The sequence below is a fragment of the Saccharopolyspora sp. ID03-671 genome, from assembly GCF_045278815.1.
GTDB lineage: Bacteria > Actinomycetota > Actinomycetes > Mycobacteriales > Pseudonocardiaceae > Saccharopolyspora > Saccharopolyspora ipomoeae.
The window spans coordinates 173905-194319 of sequence record NZ_CP134054.1 but is presented as its reverse complement, the minus strand read 5'-3'; the positions used below and the strand labels follow the sequence as shown (position 1 = coordinate 194319).

General features: G+C 68.6%; 18 protein-coding genes. 6 read left to right on the top strand and 12 right to left on the bottom strand.

Annotated features, from left to right (window positions below; all coding sequences use genetic code 11):
• Positions 1 to 25: 25 nt before the first annotated feature.
• Entirely contained in the window at positions 26 to 556 is a 531-nt protein-coding gene (locus REH65_RS00945) for a phenolic acid decarboxylase (protein ID WP_406690832.1), read from the bottom strand.
• Between the two features lie 95 nt (positions 557 to 651).
• Here REH65_RS00945 and REH65_RS00940 point away from each other — a divergent pair, with 95 nt between their 5' ends.
• On the top strand, positions 652 to 1107 hold the full coding sequence (locus tag REH65_RS00940; protein WP_406690831.1) for a MarR family winged helix-turn-helix transcriptional regulator: 456 nt from the start codon (positions 652 to 654) through the stop codon (positions 1105 to 1107).
• Between the two features lie 57 nt (positions 1108 to 1164).
• On the opposite strand, the gene REH65_RS00935 is transcribed toward REH65_RS00940, so the two are convergent.
• Together REH65_RS00935 and REH65_RS00930 are read right to left on the bottom strand one after the other, a co-directional pair.
• Positions 1165 to 2439, bottom strand: a complete 1275-nt coding sequence (locus REH65_RS00935) for a NupC/NupG family nucleoside CNT transporter (protein ID WP_406690830.1) — start codon at positions 2437 to 2439, stop codon at positions 1165 to 1167.
• Positions 2440 to 2591: 152 nt separating this feature from the next.
• Positions 2592 to 3536 (bottom strand): ring-cleaving dioxygenase, encoded by a 945-nt coding sequence (locus REH65_RS00930; RefSeq protein ID WP_406690829.1) that lies wholly within the window; start codon positions 3534 to 3536, stop codon positions 2592 to 2594.
• 130 nt (positions 3537 to 3666) lie between these two features.
• On the opposite strand from REH65_RS00930, the gene REH65_RS00925 reads away from it, so the two are divergent.
• Positions 3667 to 4155: a MarR family winged helix-turn-helix transcriptional regulator gene (locus tag REH65_RS00925; protein ID WP_281454160.1), complete on the top strand. Its 489-nt coding sequence runs from the start codon at positions 3667 to 3669 to the stop codon at positions 4153 to 4155.
• Position 4156: 1 nt separating this feature from the next.
• Here REH65_RS00925 and REH65_RS00920 read toward each other — a convergent pair whose 3' ends face one another.
• The gene (locus tag REH65_RS00920; RefSeq protein ID WP_406690828.1) at positions 4157 to 4963 is read right to left on the bottom strand and encodes a siderophore-interacting protein; all 807 of its coding nucleotides are present in this window, start codon (positions 4961 to 4963) and stop codon (positions 4157 to 4159) included.
• A 226-nt stretch (positions 4964 to 5189) separates the two neighbouring features.
• Here REH65_RS00920 and REH65_RS00915 point away from each other — a divergent pair, with 226 nt between their 5' ends.
• A complete protein-coding gene (locus tag REH65_RS00915) occupies positions 5190 to 6224 on the top strand; it encodes an alcohol dehydrogenase catalytic domain-containing protein (protein ID WP_406690827.1) in 1035 nt (344 codons plus the stop codon).
• Between the two features lie 172 nt (positions 6225 to 6396).
• On the top strand, positions 6397 to 8478 hold the full coding sequence (locus tag REH65_RS00910; RefSeq protein ID WP_406690826.1) for an NACHT domain-containing protein: 2082 nt from the start codon (positions 6397 to 6399) through the stop codon (positions 8476 to 8478).
• A gap of 20 nt (positions 8479 to 8498) precedes the next feature.
• On the opposite strand, the gene REH65_RS00905 is transcribed toward REH65_RS00910, so the two are convergent.
• The 8 genes from REH65_RS00905 to REH65_RS00870 all read right to left on the bottom strand — a co-directional run bounded on the left by REH65_RS00905 (position 8499) and on the right by REH65_RS00870 (position 17286).
• Complete coding sequence (locus REH65_RS00905; RefSeq protein ID WP_406690825.1) at positions 8499 to 8744, bottom strand: hypothetical protein; 246 nt, start codon at positions 8742 to 8744, stop codon at positions 8499 to 8501.
• A 265-nt stretch (positions 8745 to 9009) separates the two neighbouring features.
• The gene (locus REH65_RS00900) at positions 9010 to 10341 is read right to left on the bottom strand and encodes a dihydrolipoamide acetyltransferase family protein (protein WP_406690824.1); all 1332 of its coding nucleotides are present in this window, start codon (positions 10339 to 10341) and stop codon (positions 9010 to 9012) included.
• 10 nt (positions 10342 to 10351) lie between these two features.
• On the bottom strand, positions 10352 to 11335 hold the full coding sequence (locus tag REH65_RS00895) for an alpha-ketoacid dehydrogenase subunit beta (protein ID WP_406690823.1): 984 nt from the start codon (positions 11333 to 11335) through the stop codon (positions 10352 to 10354).
• A gap of 108 nt (positions 11336 to 11443) precedes the next feature.
• A complete protein-coding gene (locus tag REH65_RS00890; RefSeq protein WP_406690822.1) occupies positions 11444 to 12499 on the bottom strand; it encodes a thiamine pyrophosphate-dependent enzyme in 1056 nt (351 codons plus the stop codon).
• Between the two features lie 276 nt (positions 12500 to 12775).
• On the bottom strand, positions 12776 to 13663 hold the full coding sequence (locus tag REH65_RS00885) for a Rossmann-like and DUF2520 domain-containing protein (protein ID WP_406690821.1): 888 nt from the start codon (positions 13661 to 13663) through the stop codon (positions 12776 to 12778).
• Positions 13656 to 15014 carry an MFS transporter gene (locus REH65_RS00880; RefSeq protein WP_406690820.1) on the bottom strand — a complete coding sequence of 453 codons (1359 nt, stop codon included), beginning with the start codon at positions 15012 to 15014 and terminating at the stop codon, positions 13656 to 13658. The genes REH65_RS00885 and REH65_RS00880 overlap by 8 nt, the downstream gene beginning before the upstream one ends.
• A gap of 29 nt (positions 15015 to 15043) precedes the next feature.
• Positions 15044 to 15826 (bottom strand): SDR family NAD(P)-dependent oxidoreductase, encoded by a 783-nt coding sequence (locus REH65_RS00875; protein WP_406690819.1) that lies wholly within the window; start codon positions 15824 to 15826, stop codon positions 15044 to 15046.
• Positions 15823 to 17286 (bottom strand): aldehyde dehydrogenase family protein, encoded by a 1464-nt coding sequence (locus tag REH65_RS00870; RefSeq protein WP_406690818.1) that lies wholly within the window; start codon positions 17284 to 17286, stop codon positions 15823 to 15825. Before REH65_RS00870 ends, REH65_RS00875 begins: the two co-directional genes overlap by 4 nt.
• 268 nt (positions 17287 to 17554) lie before the next feature.
• On the opposite strand from REH65_RS00870, the gene REH65_RS00865 reads away from it, so the two are divergent.
• Both REH65_RS00865 and REH65_RS00860 read left to right on the top strand, forming a co-directional pair.
• Complete coding sequence (locus REH65_RS00865) at positions 17555 to 18253, top strand: GntR family transcriptional regulator (protein WP_406690817.1); 699 nt, start codon at positions 17555 to 17557, stop codon at positions 18251 to 18253.
• Positions 18254 to 18295: 42 nt separating this feature from the next.
• Complete coding sequence (locus REH65_RS00860; protein ID WP_406690816.1) at positions 18296 to 20398, top strand: hydantoinase/oxoprolinase family protein; 2103 nt, start codon at positions 18296 to 18298, stop codon at positions 20396 to 20398.
• The last annotated feature ends 17 nt before the right edge of the window (positions 20399 to 20415 follow it).

The window sequence follows — 20415 nt, the reverse complement described above, 5'->3', positions numbered from 1 at the left end:
ACCAAACTATCGCTTGGTCGGACGATCAGTTCGCGCGGTCGGACCAACCCGCGGGCAGATCGCCCGGTGCGGTGTCGATGACGGTGTCGTCATCGGTGCCGACGTGCTCGAAGAGCGTGATGCGGGCGAACTCCGGCACCACGTAGATCGGGTAGGTCGGCCCCGCGTCGCGGTACTCGCGCATCTCGTCGAGGTGGTCGTTCTGGTACAGCACCGTGCGCTCGCCGTGCTCGCGGATCCAGTCCGGGAAGAAGATCACGCCGTGCAGCACGCGCTCGCCCGGGATGACGTTGACCGCCACAGAGGTCCCGGTCGGCTCGGTCCAGGACACCTTGTAGACGCCGCGGGTGAGCGCCACCAGGTCGACCTCCTGGTGCTTGACCCAGCGGCCGCCGACGTGACCGGTGTGGATCCGGTAGTCGATGGTGCGCTCGTTCTTGACGTACATCTCGTACTGCCAGCCGTTGGCGTAGGTGTAGATGAACCGGTGGCCGACGATGCCGGACAGGTCCTGCTCGGGAACCGGGTTCTCCACCGTGGTCGGGTGCTCGCTCATGTGCCTCGCTCCCCCGTCGTTGACGTTGACACATTCAATTTTGCTACAAAACTATTTTGCTGCAAAACGAATGTGCGGTCGGGCACAATGAGCCGGTGACCGGTGACCTGGATACCGCCGCACTCGAGTTCACCCGCCTGCTCGGACCGCTGCGCCGCGCCGTGCTGCGCGCCTCCCGGCAGGCCGCCGACCTGCCCGACCTGCCCGAGGCCCAGATCGAACTGCTGCGCCTGCTGGTGGCCGACGGTCCGCTGAGCCCGCGCGAGGCGGCCACCGCGCTGCAGGTCGCGCCCTCGACGATCAGCAACCTGGTCAAGACGATGCGCGCGGCCGGACTCGTCGCCCGCGACAGCGACCCCGAGGACGCGCGCACCGCGCGGCTCAGCGCCACCGACACCGCGCTGGACCTGCTCGACCGCTACGACCGCGCCAGCGCCTCGGCCCTGCGCCGCAGCCTCGCCCAGCTGCCCGCCGCCGAACGCGCCCGGCTCGACGCGGCCCTGCCCGCGCTGCGCGCGCTCACCGCCGCCGTGGACTCCCACACCCCCTGACACGCGAGAACGGCCCGCCACGGGAAGTTCCGCGACGGGCCGTTCGACGGGAGCGGGTCAGACGAGGACGCCCGCGATGGTGGCGCTGAGCAGGTTGGCCAGGGTCGCCGCCAGCACGGCGCGGATGCCGTCCTTGGCGATCCAGCCGCGCTTGCCGGGCACCAGACCGCCCAGGCCGCCGAGCAGGATCGCCAGCGAACCGAGGTTGGCGAAGCCGGTCAGCGCGAAGGTGACGATGGTGGCGGTCTTCTCGCTGAACCGCGCGGCCTGCGGGCCGAAGTCGGAGAAGGCGACGAACTCGTTGATCACCAGCTTCTCGCCGACGAACCCGCCGGCGGCCACGGCCTCGTGCCACGGCACGCCGATCACCCACATCAGCGGGGAGAACACGTAGCCGAGGATCTGCTGCATGGTCAGGTCCGGCAGGCCGAACAGCCCGCCGACGGCGCCGACGATGAGGTTGAGCAGCGCGATCAGGGAGACGAACGCGAACAGCATCGCGCCGACGTTGAGGGCGAGCTTGAGGCCGTCGGAGGCGCCGGTGGCCGCGGCGTCGATGACGTTGCGCGGCTTCTCCTCCAGCGCGGGCGCGGCGGTGCCGAAGGCGACCTGCCTGGACTCCTCCTCTTCAGCGGCGTCGGCGTCCTCGGCCGCGGGAGCGTCGTCGGAGGAGGGCTCGTCCTCGGTCGCGGGCATGATCATCTTGGCCATCAGCAGACCGGCCGGGGCGGCCATGAAGCTGGCCGCGATGAGGTTCTCCAGCTCGGCGCCCAGCATCGCGTAGCCGACCATGACCGTTCCGGCCACAGTGGCCAGTCCGCCGACCATCACCGCGAAGAACTCCGAGCGGTTCATGCTCGCCAGGTAGGGCCGCACCAGCAGCGGCGCCTCGGTCTGACCGAGGAAGATGTTGCCGGTCGCGTTCAGCGACTCCGCCCGCGTGGTGCCCAGCGCCTTCTGCAGACCGCCACCGATGATGCGCACGACCCACTGCAGGACGTGCAGGTGGTAGAGCACCGCGGTCAGCGAGGACACGAAGATGATGATCGGCAGCACCTGGAAGGCCACGACCGTGCCCTCGCTGGGCATGATCGGACCGACCAGGAAATCGATGCCCTCCTTGGAGGACTCGATGACCTTCGTGACACCGGCGGCCACGGCGGTCAACGCCTGCTGACCCAGCGGCCAGCGCAGCACCACGACCGCGAAGATGATCTGGATCGCCAGCGCACCGAGCACCGTGCGGAGGTTGATCGCGCGCCTGTTGGTCGACATCGCGAACGCGAGCAGCAGGACGACGACCATGCCGCCGAGACCCCACAAGACCTGCACTTGGAATCAGCCTTTCCTCGAACCGCCGCACCCGCGACGCGATGATGAGTTCGAGGGATGCTCGCACGACAGGCGCGGATCATGCACCCGGGTGGCGACTTTGTGACTCCAGCAACGGCAGGTCAGCGCCGGGTGATCACTCCACAGTGCACTCAGGCCGGGACGTCGAGCGGCGGCAGGGAGTTCGCGATGTCCTCGCGGGTGGGCTCCAGCCACGGCGGCAGCTTGAGCTCGCGGCCGAGCTCCAGCAGCGGCTCGTCGATGTCGAACCCGGGCGAATCGGTGGCGATTTCTAGCAGCACGCCACCGGGCTCGCGGAAGTAGATGGACTTGAAGTACTGGCGGTCGCGGATCTCGGTGACCTCCAGGCCGCGCCCGACGAGCTCGTCGCGCCACTCCTTCTGGGTCTCGTCGTCCGGCACGCGCCAGGCCACGTGGTGCACGGTGCCGCCCGCGACGTAGCCCTCCGGGGCGTTCGGGTCCACCCGCACGTCCACCAGCGCACCGGGTCCGCCCTCGCCCGCGGCGAAGCGCAGCCGGTCGCCGTCCTGGTGCCGGAACTGCAGCCCGAGACCGTCGACGAGCAGGTCGGAGGTGTCGGCCTCGCGAGCGACGGTCATGGTCACCGAGTGCAGGCCGCGGATGGCGTGCTCGGCCGGGACCGACGGGGTGTCCCACGGGTCGCGCGGGTCGCCCTGCGGGTGGGCGACCAGGGCGAGCTCCAGGCCGTCGGGGTCGCGGAAGCCGAGGACGTCCTCCTCGTCGCGGTTGGTGACCCGGGTGGTCTCGACACCGGCGGCGGCGAGGTGCTGCTTCCACCAGCCGATGGAGTTGGCCGGGACGGAGAACGCGGTCGCGGTGGCCTGCCCGGAGCCGATCCGGCCGGCCTCGATCGACTGCCACGGGAAGAAGGTCATCAGCGAGCCGGGCCTGCCGGAGGTGTCGCCGTAGTAGAGGTGGTAGACGCCGGTCGAGTCGAAGTTGACGGTCGTCTTCACCAGCCGCAGGCCCAGGGTGCGCAGGTAGAAGTCCGCGTTGCGCTGGGGGTTCTCACCGATCGCCGTGACGTGGTGCAGCCCACTGGTCCTGATCCCCATCTCGCCCTCCTGCTACCTCAGACCGCATTCAAAGAAGACGCTAACAGGGATATATCTTTCGCTCAAGATGATTGCGTGTAAGATTATCCCTGGAGCCACCACAAGCGGTGGCGGAGACGGGAGAGGTCCGATGAGCGCGAAGAAGGGGATCCACGACGTGGCCACCGAGGTCGACCTGCCCAGCGATGACGAGACCGTCACCTGGTGGGGTCTGGTGATCGAGGGCTACCACGCCACGCACGGAAGGCTGATGAACGAGATCAGCGAGCGCGTGGACCTCGCCCCCGGTTCCTTCGACATCCTGATCCGCCTGCTGCGCTCCCCCGACTACCGGCTGCCGATGACCCGGCTGGCGATGGAGGCGGCGCTGAGCAGCGGCGGGTTCACCAAGGTCGCCGACCGGCTGGCCAAGGCCGACCTGATCCGGCGGGAGCCCTCGGCCCAGGACCGGCGGGTGGTCTACGCGGTGCTGACCGACCACGGGCTGGAGGTCGCCGAGGAGGCCCGGAAGGTCTGCGCGGAGATCCTGCGCAACCGCATCCTGGCCCCGCTCGGCGAGCAGCAGTCCCTGAGCCTGGCCGAGGCGATGCGCACGCTGCGCACCGCCAACGCGGCCTGATTCAGCTCGCGGCGGCGGCTTCGGCCTTGGCGAACTCGGCCTTCCACTCGCGGAAGGACTCCTCGGTGCGGCCGTGGCGCCAGTAGCCGGAGATCGACGCGCTGTCGCGGGTCACGCCGCGTTCGCGGAACAGGTACGGGCGGACGCGGCGCATGACCTCGTGGGCCTCGCCGTGCACGAAGGCGTGCACCCGGCCCGGCAGCCACTCCAGCTCGCGGACCGCCTTCTCCAGCGCGCCGTCCTCGCCGACGTCGCAGCGGTAGATGAAGGTGACCTCTCCCCCGGCGGGCAGCGGCAGTTCCGGCGCCTCGACCGGGGATTCGATCAGCATGACCACCCGCACCACGGCGTCGGCGGGCATGGCGCGCAGGGCGGCGGAGATCGCGGGCAGCGCGGACTCGTCCCCGGCCAGCAGGTGCCAGTCGGCCGCCGGGTCCGGGCTGTAGGCGCCGCCGGGGCCGTTGAGGACGAGCCTGTCGCCCGCCTCGGCCCTGGCCGCCCACGGGCCGGCCACGCCGAGGTCGCCGTGCATGACGAAGTCGATGGCCATCGTGCCGGCCTCGACGTCGGGGAACAGGGCGGTGAACGTGCGGACCGTGGGCATGTCCTCGGCCGGGAAGGTGCCGCGCATCGCCTTGACGTCCAGCGGCTCCGGGTAGGTCACGCCTTCCTTGGGGAACACCAGCTTGACGTAGCGGTCGCTGTGCACGCTCTCGGCGAAGGCCGAGAGATCGTCGCTGCGGAACCACAGCCGCCGCACCCGCGGAGTCACCATCTCCGCGCCGGTCACGGTCAGGTAAGTCGCCATCGAACTCCTCGCTCACAAAGACTTAGGTCAGCCTAACTTATCCCCGCGGGGGTGTTGAACGCCAGTCGGACACACCGGTCACGTCGGCGAGGTCCCGGGGCGCGGCCCAGCTCACCGGATGGGGTGAGGGGTGCCCGCGGTACCCGGACGATCAGGCACTCCCGGGTGAGGCCGACTTACCGTTCCCTGGAATCCGGCCGGACGAGACCCGGGGAGGCCGTCTGCGATGCGCGCGACACTGATGTACGGAGCCGGGGACGTGCGGGTGGAGGACGTCCCCGACCCGGTGCTGCAGCAGCCCACCGACGCGCTGGTGCGGGTGCTGCGCGCCTGCGTGTGCGGGAGCGACCTGCACCCGTACCACGGCAAACCGGCCTCCGAGACGGGCTCGCCGATGGGCCACGAGTTCCTCGGCGTCGTCGAGGAACTCGGTTCCGAGGTGAGCGGTCTGAGCAAGGGCGACGTGGTGATCGCGCCGTTCATGTGGGCCGACAACACCTGCGACTTCTGCCGCGAGGGGCTGCAGACCTCCTGCCGCAACGGGGGCGGCTGGGGTTCGCCCGGCGTCGGCGGCGGCCAGGCCGAGGCGGTCCGGGTGCCGCAGGCCCAGGGCACGCTGGTCAAGGCCCCGGTCGACGAGGACTCACCGCTGCTGCCCTCGCTGCTGACGCTCTCGGACGTCTTCCCCACCGGCTACCACTGCGCGAGCACCGCCGGTGTCGGCGAGGGCAAGACGGTGACGGTGATCGGCGACGGCGCGGTCGGGTTGTGCGCGGCGCTCTCGGCCCGGCTGCTGGGCGCCGAGCGGATCATCCTGATGGGACGGCACGAGGACCGCACGGATCTCGGCGTCGAGTTCGGCGCCACCGACGTGGTGCCCGAACGCGGCGAGGAGGGCATCGCCCACGTCCAGGAGCTCACCGGCGGCGACGGCACGCACGCCGTCCTGGAGGCCGTCGGCTACCTCAACGCCTACGACACCGCCCTGGGCGTCGTCCGGCCCGGCGGCTCGATCAGCCGCGTCGGCGTCCCGCAGTACACCGAGGGAAACATCGGCCGCGACCCGTTCATGAAGAACGTGACCCTCACCGGCGGAGTCGCCCCCGCCCGCGCCTACATCGAACGCCTCCTCCCCGCAGTCCTGGAAGGCCGAGTCGAACCCGGCCGAGTCTTCGACACCACCGTCGACATCGAAGGCGTCCCCGACGGCTACCGAGCCATGGACCAACGCCACTCCCTGAAAGTCCTGGTCAACCCGTAACCGCCGATGCGGTCTCGCTTAGTGTTGATCTTTTACCGCGGCCGTCTGTACCTCCGTTCGACGCGCCAGCGGGGTTGCTTTCGATGGGTGGTCCTAGGCGTGCCGGCTGACGCTCTCGCCGGTCTACCAACACCGCCCTACACGGTCTGCTACCTCTGGAACACTGATCGTTATGAGGCAAGAGAGGGTCCGCAACGAGGTCAGTAGCTCGATCGCGGGATCTGCTGTGCAGGTTGGCAACGTGCACGGGGACGTCGTGGTCGGCCCGCCGTCGCCTCCAGCGTCGAACGGGGACGAACCGGCGGATCTGGCCGCCGCGCTCGCACACAGGGTGCACGGCCTCAGCAAGAGAGAGGACGAGCATAGGCGGATCTACGATCCCCGCCCGCTGCTGGTGCGGTGGCACAGGGCCACGGATGAACTGTTCGACCACTGGGCCAACATCCACGGCCAGGAAACCGAACATGACGCGACGACATTGACCGGGTCTTTCACCGGGGTTCGGGAGACCTACGAGGCCATCCCGTCGCAGCGGCTGGTAATCCTGGGGCAGGCCGGTGCAGGCAAGACCGTGCTGGCCCACCGCCTCATCCTCGAACTGCTCGAAGACCGACCCCGTTCGGCTCCTGTGCCGATACTGTTCAGCCTCAGCGACTGGAACCCTCGCGTTCTCACCCTGCGGACATGGCTCGTCGGCCAACTCCTGCGGGACCATCCATTCCTGGAGAAACGGGATCAGGCGGGACATCGCGCCGCCGAGCTACTCGCCAAAGACGACTGGGTCTTGCCCGTGCTGGACGGATTCGACGAAATCCCCCAGCAGTACCACCGCGACGCCGTCCACGAGATCAGCAGGTTCAGCGGGCCACTGGTCGTGACCAGCCGCCCACACGAATACACGCAGGCCGCAGCACAAGCCAGGGCCCTCAGCCGAGCCGCCGCCATCGAACTCGACGATCTCACCCCCGACGAGTCAAGAACATACTTGCAGGCCAGCACCGGAAAAACCCGCACCGTTGAATGGGACGCGGTCTTCGACCGGCTACGAAACTCACCGGACGCAACCGCGAGCCAGAACCTCCTCCCGGTGCTGACCACCCCGTTGATGGTGACGCTCGCCCGCGCCATCTACAACGACATCCCGGACCACCACCCCGGAGAACTCCTCGACACCGGGCGCTTTCCCACCCGCGACCACGTGGAAGAACATCTGCTCGGTGCCTACCTGGACACCATCTACGACCCCCGGAACGACACCGCCCGCCCCACAGGAGCGTCTCCACCGACGTGGACTCCCCATCGCGCCCGCCGCTGGCTCGGCCATCTCGCCACCCACCTCACGAAACGCGACACCCACGACCTCACCTGGTGGCAACTCCCCAACACCCTCCACCGCCACACCCGCATCCTCCTCATCATGGCTCCTGGATTGTCGATCGCGCTCGCAATCGGGCTTCCACTCGTGTTCCAGAACGGGTTCGACCACGCGTCGGCCGTGCTCACCGCCGTGGGCATGTCCTGGATCACGGCCACGGGCGGACTCGCGGTTGGGTTCGTCAATGAGACGAGGTTTGCCCGCGGGAATACGGGACGCGAACCGAGTCGACTGCTGTTGCGCCTTCGACGCCGTGGCAAACCCAAACGTTCTTTGCGTACTTGGCTCAGGAAAACGACCGTCGAGGTCATCAGCGGGCTTGCTATCGGAATTCCGATCGGACTCGCAATCGCCCTCGAAGAGGCAGTTTTTCACGTAGTCGTCTCAGATCGACCCAGATCGCTCTGGGCCGATCTCCCATTTGGGATCGAGATCGGGTCCGCAATCGGGATCGGGATCGGAATCTCGAACATCATGGTGTCCGCCCTCAGCGACACCAACGACCCCCGTGACGCAATTGACCCATGGCAACTGTTGACCACCGACCGCACCACCACACTTGTCCAAACGATCATGGCCGCATCCGCGACGTGGCTCATACTCGAGCTTGGCTACGAAGCGCCTTGGACCTGGCCCCTGATATGCGGATGCGTAGCCGGAGTCGTCCGCCTACTGCTCTCAACCTGGGCGAACTGGCTGCTTTTCGTACGTCTATGGCTCCCGCTGACCGGACGCCTGCCGTGGCGCTCGAAACGTTTCCTCGAAGACGCCTACCAACGAGGGGCGCTACGTCAGCCCGGCGCGGTCTACCAATTCCGACACGCGCAACTCCGGAACCACCTCGCCCGCCAGCACCGAACCAGATCCCACAGGTGGTGACGGTCGCGGGAAGGAGCGCTTCACGCGGAGTCGTTGTTGCGCCTGCGGCGGTGCCGACGTGATGCAATGAAGGCTCGGATACCTATACCGATACCGACGAGGACGGCGATCTCGCCCACCGTCATCAGCGCAGCGGGCCCGAAGTTCACGCCGGTGCCGGGAACGTAGGTCAACGAGGACCACACGAATCCCACGGTGAACACAGCCACACCGGACAGAATCACGATCAGCGGGCGTGCCGCGGGTTCACTCGCCAGACCCGTCACAACGGGCTCCTTGTCCTTCGTAGTGGTTCCAACCGGCGCCACGGACAGCACCGTAGTAGGCGCTGGTGACTTCGTCACAGGACACCCTCCGGGGGTCAACATCTCTTGGTGTGGAGCCACTGCGGTAATCGCTGGTCGCGCGAACCGCGCCATCGGTGGCCTCCCCCAGGGCTGGGTGGGAGGCCACCGATGGTGTCGCGGCACAAGAGGTTTCCTCCTCCTGGGGACTTGCCTCGGCCGCTCGGGCAGTTCAGGACTTGACCGGTCAGCTGAGCAGCAGTTCCCAGGTCGGGTTCTCCAGCACTCTGCCCACCTTGACGAGCACCCGGCTGCCGAGCTCGCCGTCGACCATGCGGTGATCGAATGACAGCGAGAGTTGCATCGTCGAGCGCAGCTTGACCTTGCCCTTGTGCTCCCAAGGGAGCTTCCGGACGGCTCCGGCGCACAAGATCGCAGCCTCGCCGGGATTCAGGATCGGCGTTCCCGCGTCCACGCCGAACACACCGATGTTCGTGATCGTGATCGTGCCTCGAGCCATGTCCTCCGGCGTCGATTTGCCCTCGCGCGCCGTTCGGGTCAGCTCTGTCAGCTCACTGGCCAGTTCCGGCAAGCGGAACGAGTCGGCGTTCTTGATGTTGGGCACCATCAACCCGCGGGGCGTCGCCGCGGCGATGCCCAGGTTCACCTGGTGGTGCAGCACGATCTCGCCGGCCTCGTCATCCCACGAGGCGTTGATGTCGGGGAACTCCCGCACCGCCGCCAGCAACGCCCGGGCGACCAGCAGCAGCAGCGTGACCCTCCTGCCCTCGAACGCCGGGTCGGCCTTGAGCTCGTCGACCAGCCGTACCGACCGCGTGACGTCGATGGTCAGGAACTCGGTCACGTGCGGAGCGGTGAAGGCGCTCGCCGACATCGCCGCCGCGGTCGCCTTCCGCACTCCCCGCACCGGAATCCGCGTGACGCGGCCCTCGGCTCCGGAGCGCACCGACGACGTCTCCTGCGCGGGAACAGCGGAGTCGAGGACCGGCGCTTCCGGAGGGGACGCCGTCTCAGCCAGCGCGAGGACGTCCTGCCGAGAGATGGTGCGCTCCGGCCCGGACGGCTTCACCCGGGCGAGATCCACACCCAGATCCTTGGCGAGTTTGCGCACGGGGGGCTTCGCGCGCACTGCGGTACCGGCGTTCGGAACCGATGCGGCGTCGGCCTCCGCGGCAGGCGCACGACGGCGTCGCCGCGACTTGGTGCTCTCCGTCGGCCCGTACCCGACGAGAACCGCAGGAGGCGGCTCGGCAGTCGCCGCCGCAGGCGAGGCGCCCTTCTCCGGCCGGCTTCCCGCCGCAGGCTCGGACACGACGTCGCCAGTGCCGATCACGATGATCGGAGTACCGACGGTGACCGTCTCGCCTTCCCCCACCAGGATTTCCGAGACCGCTCCCTCGTGCGGAGACGGCAGCTCCACCACGGATTTGGCAGTCTCGATCTCGACGATCGTCTGGTTCAGCGTGACCTCATCTCCGACGGCGACGCGCCAGTTGACGATCTCGGCCTCGGTAAGCCCCTCCCCCACGTCGGGAAGAGCAAACTGTCGGGTGCTCATGGCTGCGCGCTCACCAACCGAAGGTCCGGTCGACGGCGTCGAGGACGCGATCGAGGTCGGGCAGGTACTGTTCTTCGAACTTCGCGGGCGGGTACGGCGTGTTGAAGCCGCCGACCCGCAACACCGGAGCTTCCAGCCGGTAGAAGCACTGCTCCGTCACCGCAGCACCGATCTCCGCTCCCAGCCCGGCGAAGGTCGGCGCTTCGTGCACGACGACGCACCGGCCGGTCTTGTCGACCGAGCGGCTGACCGTGGCCAGGTCGAGCGGCGACAACGTCCGCAGGTCAACGACCTCCAGCTGCCGCCCCTCCTCCTCGGCCGCAGCGGCCGCGTCCAGGCAGGTCTGCACCATTCCGCCGTAGGTGAGCAGCGTCAGGTCCGATCCGCTGCGCACGACGCGTGCTCGGTCCGCCGGCAGCACCCGCTCGTCGTCTTCGAGATCGGCGACTTCCGCTTTGGTCCAGTAGCGCCGCTTCGGCTCGTAGAAGATGACCGGGTCCTCGGAGCTGATCGCCTGGCGCAGCATCCACAAGCCGTCCTGCGGGTTCGAACAGCACACAACGCGAAGGCCGGCGGTGTGGGCGAAGTACGCCTCGTTGGACTCGCTGTGGTGCTCCACCGCGCCGATCCCACCGCCGACCGGGATGCGGATCACCACGGGGAGGCTGAGCCGCCCACCGCTGCGGGCGCGCATCTTGGCCAGCTGCGAGACGATCTGGTTGAACGCGGGGTAGACGAAGCCGTCGAACTGGATCTCGCACACCGGCCGGTATCCGCGCAGCGCCAGACCGATCGCGGTCCCGACGATGCCCGCTTCCGCCAGGGGCGTATCGACGACCCGGTCGGCCCCGAAGTCCTTCTGCAAGCCGTCGGTCACGCGGAACACGCCACCGAGACCACCAACGTCTTGGCCCATCACAACGACTTTGGGGTCGTCCTCCATGGCGTCCCGCAGCCCGGTGTTGATTGCTTTAGAGAGAGTCAATACGGACATGTTCACTTCCGTGTGGGTGTCGCCGCAGGGTGCGCGGCGGGGAAGGCCCGGCAAGAGGTGTCCTCCCTTGGGCCAGGCGAACAGGGCGATGAGTCGGATCGTGCCGATTCAGTCCACGTAGGACGCGAGGAGCTGCTGGTGATGACGGCGTTCCTCGGCCAACAACTCGGTCTCCTCGGCCAGCACCGTGCTGAACAGCGCTCCGACCTCACCGAGAGGCAGTTCGTCACAAGCCCTCCGGGTTTCGGCGGCGAGCTCCGTGCACTCGGTGTCGACCTCGTCTCGGAACTCCTGGTCGATCCAGCCTTCGCTCTCCAGCAACGTTTCCAGGCGACCGAGGGGGTCGCGCGCCCTCCAGCTGTCCAGCTCGCTGTCGCTGCGGTACCGACCCGGATCATCGGACGTGCTGTGCCCTGCCATGCGATAGGTGAGGGCTTCGATCAGTGCCGGCCCGCCACCGTCCCGCACCCGCTTCACCACCTCGGTGGTCACCGCGTGCACGGCCAGCACGTCGTTGCCGTCGACCACGTGCGCCTCGAGCCCGAACCCCTGGGCGCGCTGGTGCAGCGGTGCCCGCATCTGGGCGCGCGTGGGCGTGGAAATCGCCCACTGGTTGTTCTGGCAGAAGAACAGCAACGGCACGTCAGCGGCCGCCGCCCAGTTCAACGCTTCGTTCGCCTCGCCCTCGCTGGCAGCGCCGTCGCCGAAGTAGGCGGCCACGATCTCGTCCGTCCCGTCCCGCTGGACACCCATCGCGTACCCGGTCGCGTGCGGCAGCTGGGCGGCCAGGACGAGCGTGTAGATGTGGAACCGGTACTGCCGCGGGTCCCAGCCGGAATGCTGGTTTCCCCGCCACTGGATCAGCAGCTCAGCAGGCGTGAGGCCGCGGCAGAGAGCGGCGGCGTGTTCCCGGTAGCTCGGGAACACGTAATCCTCCTCGCGAAGCGCGGTGATCGACCCGACCTGCGCGGCCTCCTGCCCGAGCGATTGCAGCCAGAGGCCGAGCTCGCCTTGGCGTTGCAACGCCAAGGCCTCGTTGTCGAGTTGCCGGGCGAGCCGCATCTTGCGGTAGAAGTCCCGGCAGAGTTCCGGTGTGACCTCCAACGGCCAGTCCGGGTGCTCGCGCAAGCGCCCGTCCGGGCCCAACAGCTGTACGGGTTCCACGTGTTCCTCCAGGGAGTTCACGCCCTCGTGCGCGGTGCGGGGTGCTGCGCCGCGCCTTCCGGCTCGGTGCGCGGCCGGTCGGCCGCGCACCGCGATGTTCAGATCTCCGAGCAGCCGGGGTGTGATCGGGTTTTCCGACCAGCCTCGTCTGCGCTCTGGTAGGACTGCGGCGGAGTGCGCCGGCCTACCGGTCCGTTCCCTCGACCGCTCGAACGCGGAGCGGCAGAGGTTCCGGTGATTCCTCGGAACGCAGCAGATCGACCTCCCAAATCATGATCAGGTCCGATTGGCGAGAGCGGCCCGCAACCGCTCGTGGTCTTCGCGGCCGAGCCGCCCGGCGTCCGATGCCAGGGACGCCGCCGCCAACGACATCTCCCTGTACGCGGGCACCACCTCGGGCGCGGCGTGGCCGAGCGCGGACAGGTGTTCCGCAACGGTGCCGACATCGCCGCGGACGACCGGACCCGTCGCTCCCCCGACCCCGCGCTGCATGGCGTTGTCCAGCGCTGCCCGCAGGGGTGGTCCGAGCACCGCTTCGGCATCAGCAACACCGGCCGCCTGGAGCACGCGGGTGGCCTGGACGACGAGCGTGACCAGGTGATTGCTGCCGTGCGCCAGCGCGGCGTGGTACAGCGCGCGGTCGTGCTCGGCCACGACGAGCGGTACGCCGCCCACATCGCGCACCAGGCGGGTGGCGACTCGCAGACCCGGCGACGGGCCGGTGATCGCGAACCTCGTGCCTTCCAGCCTCCGTCTCTCGGTGACGATGTCTCCGGTGAAGGTCATCGCCGGGTGCATCGCGGCGGTGATGGCGCCCGCTGCCCGCAGCGGTTCGAGAACTCCTGCTCCGTACCGTCCGCTCACGTGCAGGACCGCGATCCCCTCCCCACGCCGCGGGTCTTCCGCCAGGCTCGCGACCGCGTCGGCGAGGGCGTCATCCGGGACGGCCAGGAGCAGCACCTCGACCGCGCTGCCCAACCCCTCGGCCGTGTCGAGGACGTGCACTGCGCCGAGGGTCTCCCGGGCGCGGGCTCGCCCCGCTTCGGAAGGGTCCCAGACGCGGGCGATCCGGTGGCCGTTCGCGCTCAGCGCGCTCGCCAGCACCAGCCCGGCCTTCCCGGCTCCGACCAGACCGATGTCCAGTGGCTCGGCGGTCTCAGCCATCGGTCACCACCGCGGTGCTCGGCTCGATCTGGGAGCGGGCCTTGATGTTGCGGCCGACCAGGGCGATCGCGCCGGCCGCCACCGCCAGGAACACTGCCGTGACGAACACCGCGACGGCGCTGTTCCCCTGCCCCGGGCCCTCGCCCTTGATGAGGGCGACCATGTAGGGAGAGACGAACCCTCCGATGTTGCCGATCGCGGTGATGTAGGCGATGCCGGTCGCGGCCGCCGCTCCGCCGAGCAGGAACGGTGCGTGCGCCCAGAACACCGGGAGCGTGGAGATGCACCCGACGGCGGCGAACGTGAACCCGGTGAGCGCGAGCAGCGGCGAACCGTCGAGGTTCAACGCCGCGAGCACCAGGCCGAGGACGCCGGTGACGGCCGGTACGACGTAGTGCCACGTGCGCTCCCCGGTGCGATCCGAGTTCCGGGCGAGAAGCCACATCGCAAGCGCGGCGACTGCGTAAGGGATCGCGGTGAGCCATCCGATCTGACCCGTGCTGAACGAGCCCATCTGCTTGACGATCGTGGGCAGGAAGAAGGCGAGCGCGTAGAGCGGGACGATCATCGCGAAGAACGCCAGCGACATGGTCAGCACACCTCTGTCGCGCACCACTGCCGCGAAGGAACCGGACTGCCGCCCGCCTGCGGCGTTGACCTCTTCCTCGCTGGCCAGCTGAGCGGTGAGCCAGCCGCGCTGGTCGTCGTCCAGCCAGGTGGCTTCGGAAGGGCTGTCGGTCAGGAAGCGCAGCACGACGAAGGCCACGATCAGGCAGGGGAACCCTTCGACGAGGAACATGAACTGCCAGCCGGCAAGACCCCAGGGGGTGAAGCCCATCAGCCAGCTCGAGAGCGGTGCGCCGATGATGGTCGAGACCGGCACGGCCAGGTAGAACACGCCGATCAGCCGTGCTCGGCGAACCGCGGGCACCCATTGGGTCAGGTACAGGATGACGCCTGGGACCAGGCCTGCCTCCGCGACTCCGAGCAGGAGGCGCAGGGCGTAGAAGGTCCACTCGTCGTGCACGACGAACATCGCCATCGAGACCAGGCCCCAGCTGAACATGATCCGGGCGATCCAGCGCCGAGCGCCGACCTTGTAGAGGATGATGTTGCTGGGCACTTCGAAGAGCACGTAGCCCACGAAGAACAGTCCCGCGCCCAGGCCGAACGCCGCCTCGCTGAGCGCGATGTCGGGCTGCATCTGCAGTTTCGCGATCGAGATGTTGGTGCGGTCGAGGTAGTTGAGGACGTAGACGAGGAACAGCAGCAGACCGAGGCGCCACGTGACTCTGCGCAGCGTTGTCCGCGCGAGCCGATCGGGGTCAACAACGCCGTTGTTGTGTGACATGGGAACTCCCGGAGGCGTGCGGGTGGGGATCAGGTGGGTGGGGTGAAGCGTCCGTCGACGGCGGTCCAGCCGCCGTCGACCATGACCGTCGACCCGGTGACGTAGCTGGCCGCGTCCGAGGCGAGGAACACCACGGCACCGGCGAGCTCCGAGGGCTTCGACCAGCGGCCCAACGCCCCCTTGGTGGCGTAGGCCTGGTACCAGTCGGGATGGGATTTGATCTGGTGGGTCAGCGGGGTCTCGACCACGCCCGGCGCGATCGCGTTGACCCGCACCCCTGCCTCGCCGAATTCGGCGGCGGCGGTCTTCACGAGCTGGATGGCACCGGCCTTGGTGGCTGCGTAGACGGACTGCCCGGGTTCGACGACCTGCGCGCGCACCGAGGAGAAGACCACGATGCTGCCTGAACCGCGCTCCACCATCCGCTGGCCGAACGCCTGCAAGACGGTGAAGGTGGCTTTGAGGTTCAGCGACACGACCCGGTCGAACTCCTCCGGGGTGTAGTCGAGGATGCGCTTGCGCACGTTCATCGCCGCGGTGAGCACGAGGACGTCGACCGTGCCGAGTTCGGCGGCTGCGCGGTTCACCGCGTCGACGTCGGTGATGTCGAGTTCCAGCACTTCTCCGCCGACGTCGTCCGCGGTGGCCTTGGCGATGGCGGGGTCCTTGTCGGCGCAGACCACGCGGGCACCCTGGGCGGCGAGCGCCAGCGCGGCCTCGCGGCCGATGCCGCCGGCTCCGACGAGCAGCGCGCGCTTGCCGTCGAGGCGGAAGAGTCCGGTGTAGGGGTTCTCGGTCATGGGTTCGCTCATTCCGGCCGGATGATGGCCATTCGGGTGACGGTGAGTTCTTCGATGGCGAAACGCGGCCCCTCGCGGCCGATTCCGGAGTCCTTGACGCCGCCGTAGGGCATGATGTCCGAGCGGAACCCCGGAACCTCGTTGATCACCACTCCTCCGACGTCGAGTTCCTCGACGGCGTGGAACGCGGTGGCCAACGAGCGGGTGAACACGCTGGCGTGCAAGCCGTAGCGGGAGCGGTTGACCACCTCGAACGCGGCTGCCGCGTCCGGCACCGACCGGATCGCCACGACCGGGGCGAAGATCTCTTCGCACCAGGCTTTCTCGGTTTCGGGAACGTCGAGCAGGAGGGTCGGCTCGACGGCCCGGTCAAGGACGCGACCGCCGTGCAGGATCTTGGCACCGGCCGCTTCCGCCGAGGCGATCCAGGAGAGCACACGCTGGGTGGACGATTCGTTGATCAGGGGTGCGACGCGCGTACCGGGATCACGCGGGTCGCCGACCGTCAACTCGCCGATGCGCGCGGTCAGGCGGTCGACGAACTCGTCGCGCACCGGTTCGCAGACGATCACGCGTTGCACGGCGATGCACGCCTGCCCGTTGAAGTAGAAGCCGCCCCGCAGCACGGCGTCCACGGCCTTGTCGAGATCGGCGTCGACATCGATGACGAGTGCGGCGTTGGAGCCCAGTTCCAACAGCACCTTCCGAGGAGCTGCGTCACGCGCGATCTGGTGGCCGACCTCGGCCGATCCCGTGAACGACACGGCGGCGACCCTCGGGTCGGTCACCAACCTGCGGCCGACTTCGGGATCACCGGTCACCACCTGGACGATCTCCGCCGGCGCCGCGTGCCTGGCCGCGATCGTCCGCACGATCTCGGCCAGCAACAAGGTGGCCAGCGGCGTCGCCGGGGCGGGCTTGCAGATGACCGGGCAGCCCGCGGCGATGCTCGGAGCGATCTTGTGGCTCGCCAGCAGCAGCGGGCCGTTGAACCCGGCGACACCGACGACCAGACCGATCGGCTTGCGAGTCCAGAAGCCGACCATTCCCGCACCCGAGTCCTGGGCGTCCAGCGCAACCGTCTCACCGTGGATGTGCGCGACCTCTTCCGCGGCTGCCGACCAGGTGAACAGGGTGCGCGCGAACTCGACTTCGCAGTCGCCCCGCGTCTTGCCGGTCTCGGCGATGAGCAGCTCGACGAACTGCTCGGAACGCGCCCGGAGCTCGCTTTCGACGTCGAGCAGGATCGCCCGGCGGGCCGCTGTGGTCAGCTTCCCGACCGGTTTGACCGCGGCAGCTCCGGCCTGCAACGCCGCCTCGGCGTGCTCGACGGATCCGACGGGCCCGGTCCCCACCACGGATCCGTCGTAGGGGAACACCACCGGCGCGGTGTCGGTGGCGGTGACCCAGCCGGGTCCGATCGGCAGACCGGATCTGATCTCGGGCAGGGCGAAGCCCGCGTTCGAACCCATCAGCAACTCTCCTCATGACCACGTCGTCATAGGCACTGCCAGCTCGGCCAGCAGTCCTCGAAGTCAACTGCTGGTCGGACCAGCATTCAATGGCGCTCAGGGTGCCCAACTTCACGAAGCGGGTCAAGGAAGCACGGAATATACGCTGTTCAGATCGATTTAGTATCGGCTTCCGCCGCTGTGCTGCTGCTCCAAGCTTGACGTAGGACACAGTTTCAGTCAGCCTTCAGTTCGCTGTATCCAGTCGTCCAGCACGAGAGGCGGAAGCGTGGGAAGAGGGACCGATCCGGGCAAGTCGGCGGGACGCATCCCGCTCGCCGACGAAGTTGCGGAGATGCTCCGGGAACGGATCTACACCCACCGCTACCCCACGGGATCGTGGCTGCGGCAGGAAGTGCTGTCCGCGGAGCTGGGAGTCAGTCGCACCCCGCTGCGCGAGGCGCTCCGGATCTTGGAGCAGGAAGGTCTCGTCCAGGTCGTCGCCGGCCGAGGCGCGCGTGTGGTCACCGGCGACGTGAACACCTTGCTGGACGCCTACGAGCTGCGAGCAGTCGTGGACGGTCTCGCGGCGAGGCTCGCCGCCGAGCGGTTCTCGGCGGGCCGGGTTCGACCGCTGCGGAGGGCCATCGAAACCCAGCGCGCCGCAGTCGATCCGTGGTCACCGCGCGACTACACCCAGGCCAACGTCGACTTCCACGAGGAGATCATCCACCTGTCCGGCAACGAGTTCGTCCTGAACCAGCTCACGATCCTGCGCATGACGGCCCAGGTGTTCGCACCGGTTGCGCTGATCGAGCCGGAGAACGCGCTTCGAGCCATCGCCGAGCACACCGCGATCACCGACGCCATCGAAGCCGGCGACGGTGCCGAAGCGGAGCACCTGGCCAGGGCTCACATCGAAGCGACCATCCGCCAGCTCGAGGAGAGCAGGGACTCGTCTGCGGCGGAGCCCGGCGACGCCTCCTGAACGTCCTCCGATCTTTCCAGGCCACAAAGGAGTGATGCCGGAATGCCGAAGTACTACGTAGCCTCCGATATCGGCGGCACCTTCACGGACACGGTCGTGATCGACTCGGGCGGCGCCGTCGGGCGCTACAAGTCCTCGACCGTGCCGGACGACCCGGCCCGAGGCGTGCTCGACACCTTGGAACTCGCCGCCGCGGAACGCGGTGTCCCCCTCGCCGCATTCCTCGATGATGTCGATGTGTTCTCCCACGGCACCACCGTGGCCACCAACGCCATGCTCGAAGGCCGCACCCGCTCGGTCGGCCTCATCCAGACCCGGGGCTTCGGTGACACCCTCACCGTCATGCGCGGTTTCAAGGGGATCGGTCTGGAAGAGGAGGAGATCAAGCGCTTCCGGACGCTGGTCAAGCAGCCACCGGCGGTGCCGCGCCGCCTCACCGCCGAGGTCACGGAGCGGATCGACTACGCGGGCCGGGTCGTTCGCGCCCTCGACGAGGCCGATGTCCGCCGCGCCATCACCGAGCTCAGGGACGCCGGGGCCGAGGTCTTCGCCGTGTCGCTGCTGTGGTCGTTCGCCAACAGCACCCACGAGAAGCGGATCGCGGAGATCATCGAAGAAGAGGTTCCCGGCGCGTCGGTGACGCTGTCCTCGGAGTTCCTGCCGCGCATCGGCGAGTACGAACGCACCCTGACCACGGCGGTGAACGCGAGCCTGCGGCCGGTCCTGAAGACCTCCCTCGACTCGTTCGAGAACACCCTCACCGCGGCGGGGCTGCGGTCAGGACCGCTGCTCATGCAGTCCAACGGTGGGCTCGCGACCTTCGACCAGGTCGAGAAGCGCGCAGCCGCGACCGTGCTGTCCGGGCCCGTCGGCGGCGTGGTCGCCTCGCAGTTCCTCGGTGACCGCAACGGCTACCGCAACATCGTGACCACCGACATGGGCGGCACGAGCTTCGACGTGGGCCTGGTTCTCGACGGTCGCCCGGTCATGTCCAACACGACCCTCATCGGACGCGACGAGCTGGCGCTGCCGTCGGTCGCGGTGCGCGCCATCGGTGCCGGTGCCGGTTCGGTCGCCTCGGTCTACAACGGCACGTTGCAGGTGGGGCCGGAATCTGCCGGCGCCTACCCGGGACCGGCCTGCTACGGCCGCGGCGGCACTCGTCCGACCGTCGCCGACGCCGACCTGGTCCTGGGCTACCTCAACCCCGGCAACTTCCTCGGCGGCCGGCTCGCCCTCGACGTCGACAAGGCACGCGCCGCGATCGACGAGCACGTGGCCGCGCCCAGCGGGCTGAGCGTCGAGCAAGCCGCTGAGGGCATCAAGACGATCGTCGACGCCCGGATGGCCGACCTGGTCCGCCAGGTCACCGTCGAGCAAGGTTACGACCCCACCGACTTCACGGTGTTCGCCTACGGCGGCGCGGGCCCGCTGCACGCCTTCTCCTACGGCTCCGAGCTCGGCTGCCCGCAAGTCGTCGTGCCGATCACCGCCTCGGTCCACTCCGCGTTCGGCATCGGCTGCTCCGACTTGACGATGGTCGAAGAGATCTCCAAGCCCATGCAGACCCCACCGGGCACGACCGACCACGCCGCGGCCCTGCCGCCGGAGGAGCTCAACGCGACCTTCGCCGAGCTGACCGCGCGCGCCCGGGACGGGCTCGTCGCCGCGGGCGCCTCCGAGGACTCGATCAGCTGCACCAAATTCGTCGAGATCCGCTTCCGCGCCCAGATCCACGTGCTCACCGTGCCCATCGAGGCCGACACGATCACCGCCAGCGACGTCGACGCGATGGTCCAGCAGTTCGTGGAGATCTACGAAGGGCGCTTCGGCAAGGGCGCTGCCTTCCTCGACGGAGGCGTGGAGATCACCACCTTCCGCGTGGTGGCCGCCAGCCCCGTGCCCCGTGCCGACTTCGACACCGCAGCGCTGGGTACCGGCACCGCCCCGCAGCCGGGCACCCGCGAGGTCTTCTCCGGAGGCCGGTGGCACGACGCCGCCGTGTACCGCGCCGAGCACCTGCGCGACGGCCTTCGCATCGAAGGTCTGGCCATCGTCGAGCTGCGCGACACCACCGTGGTCGTCGGCCCGGATCAAGTGGCCGAGGTCGACCGATTCGGCGACATCATCATCCAGAAGCGCTGACCGGAAGGAGACGCCAC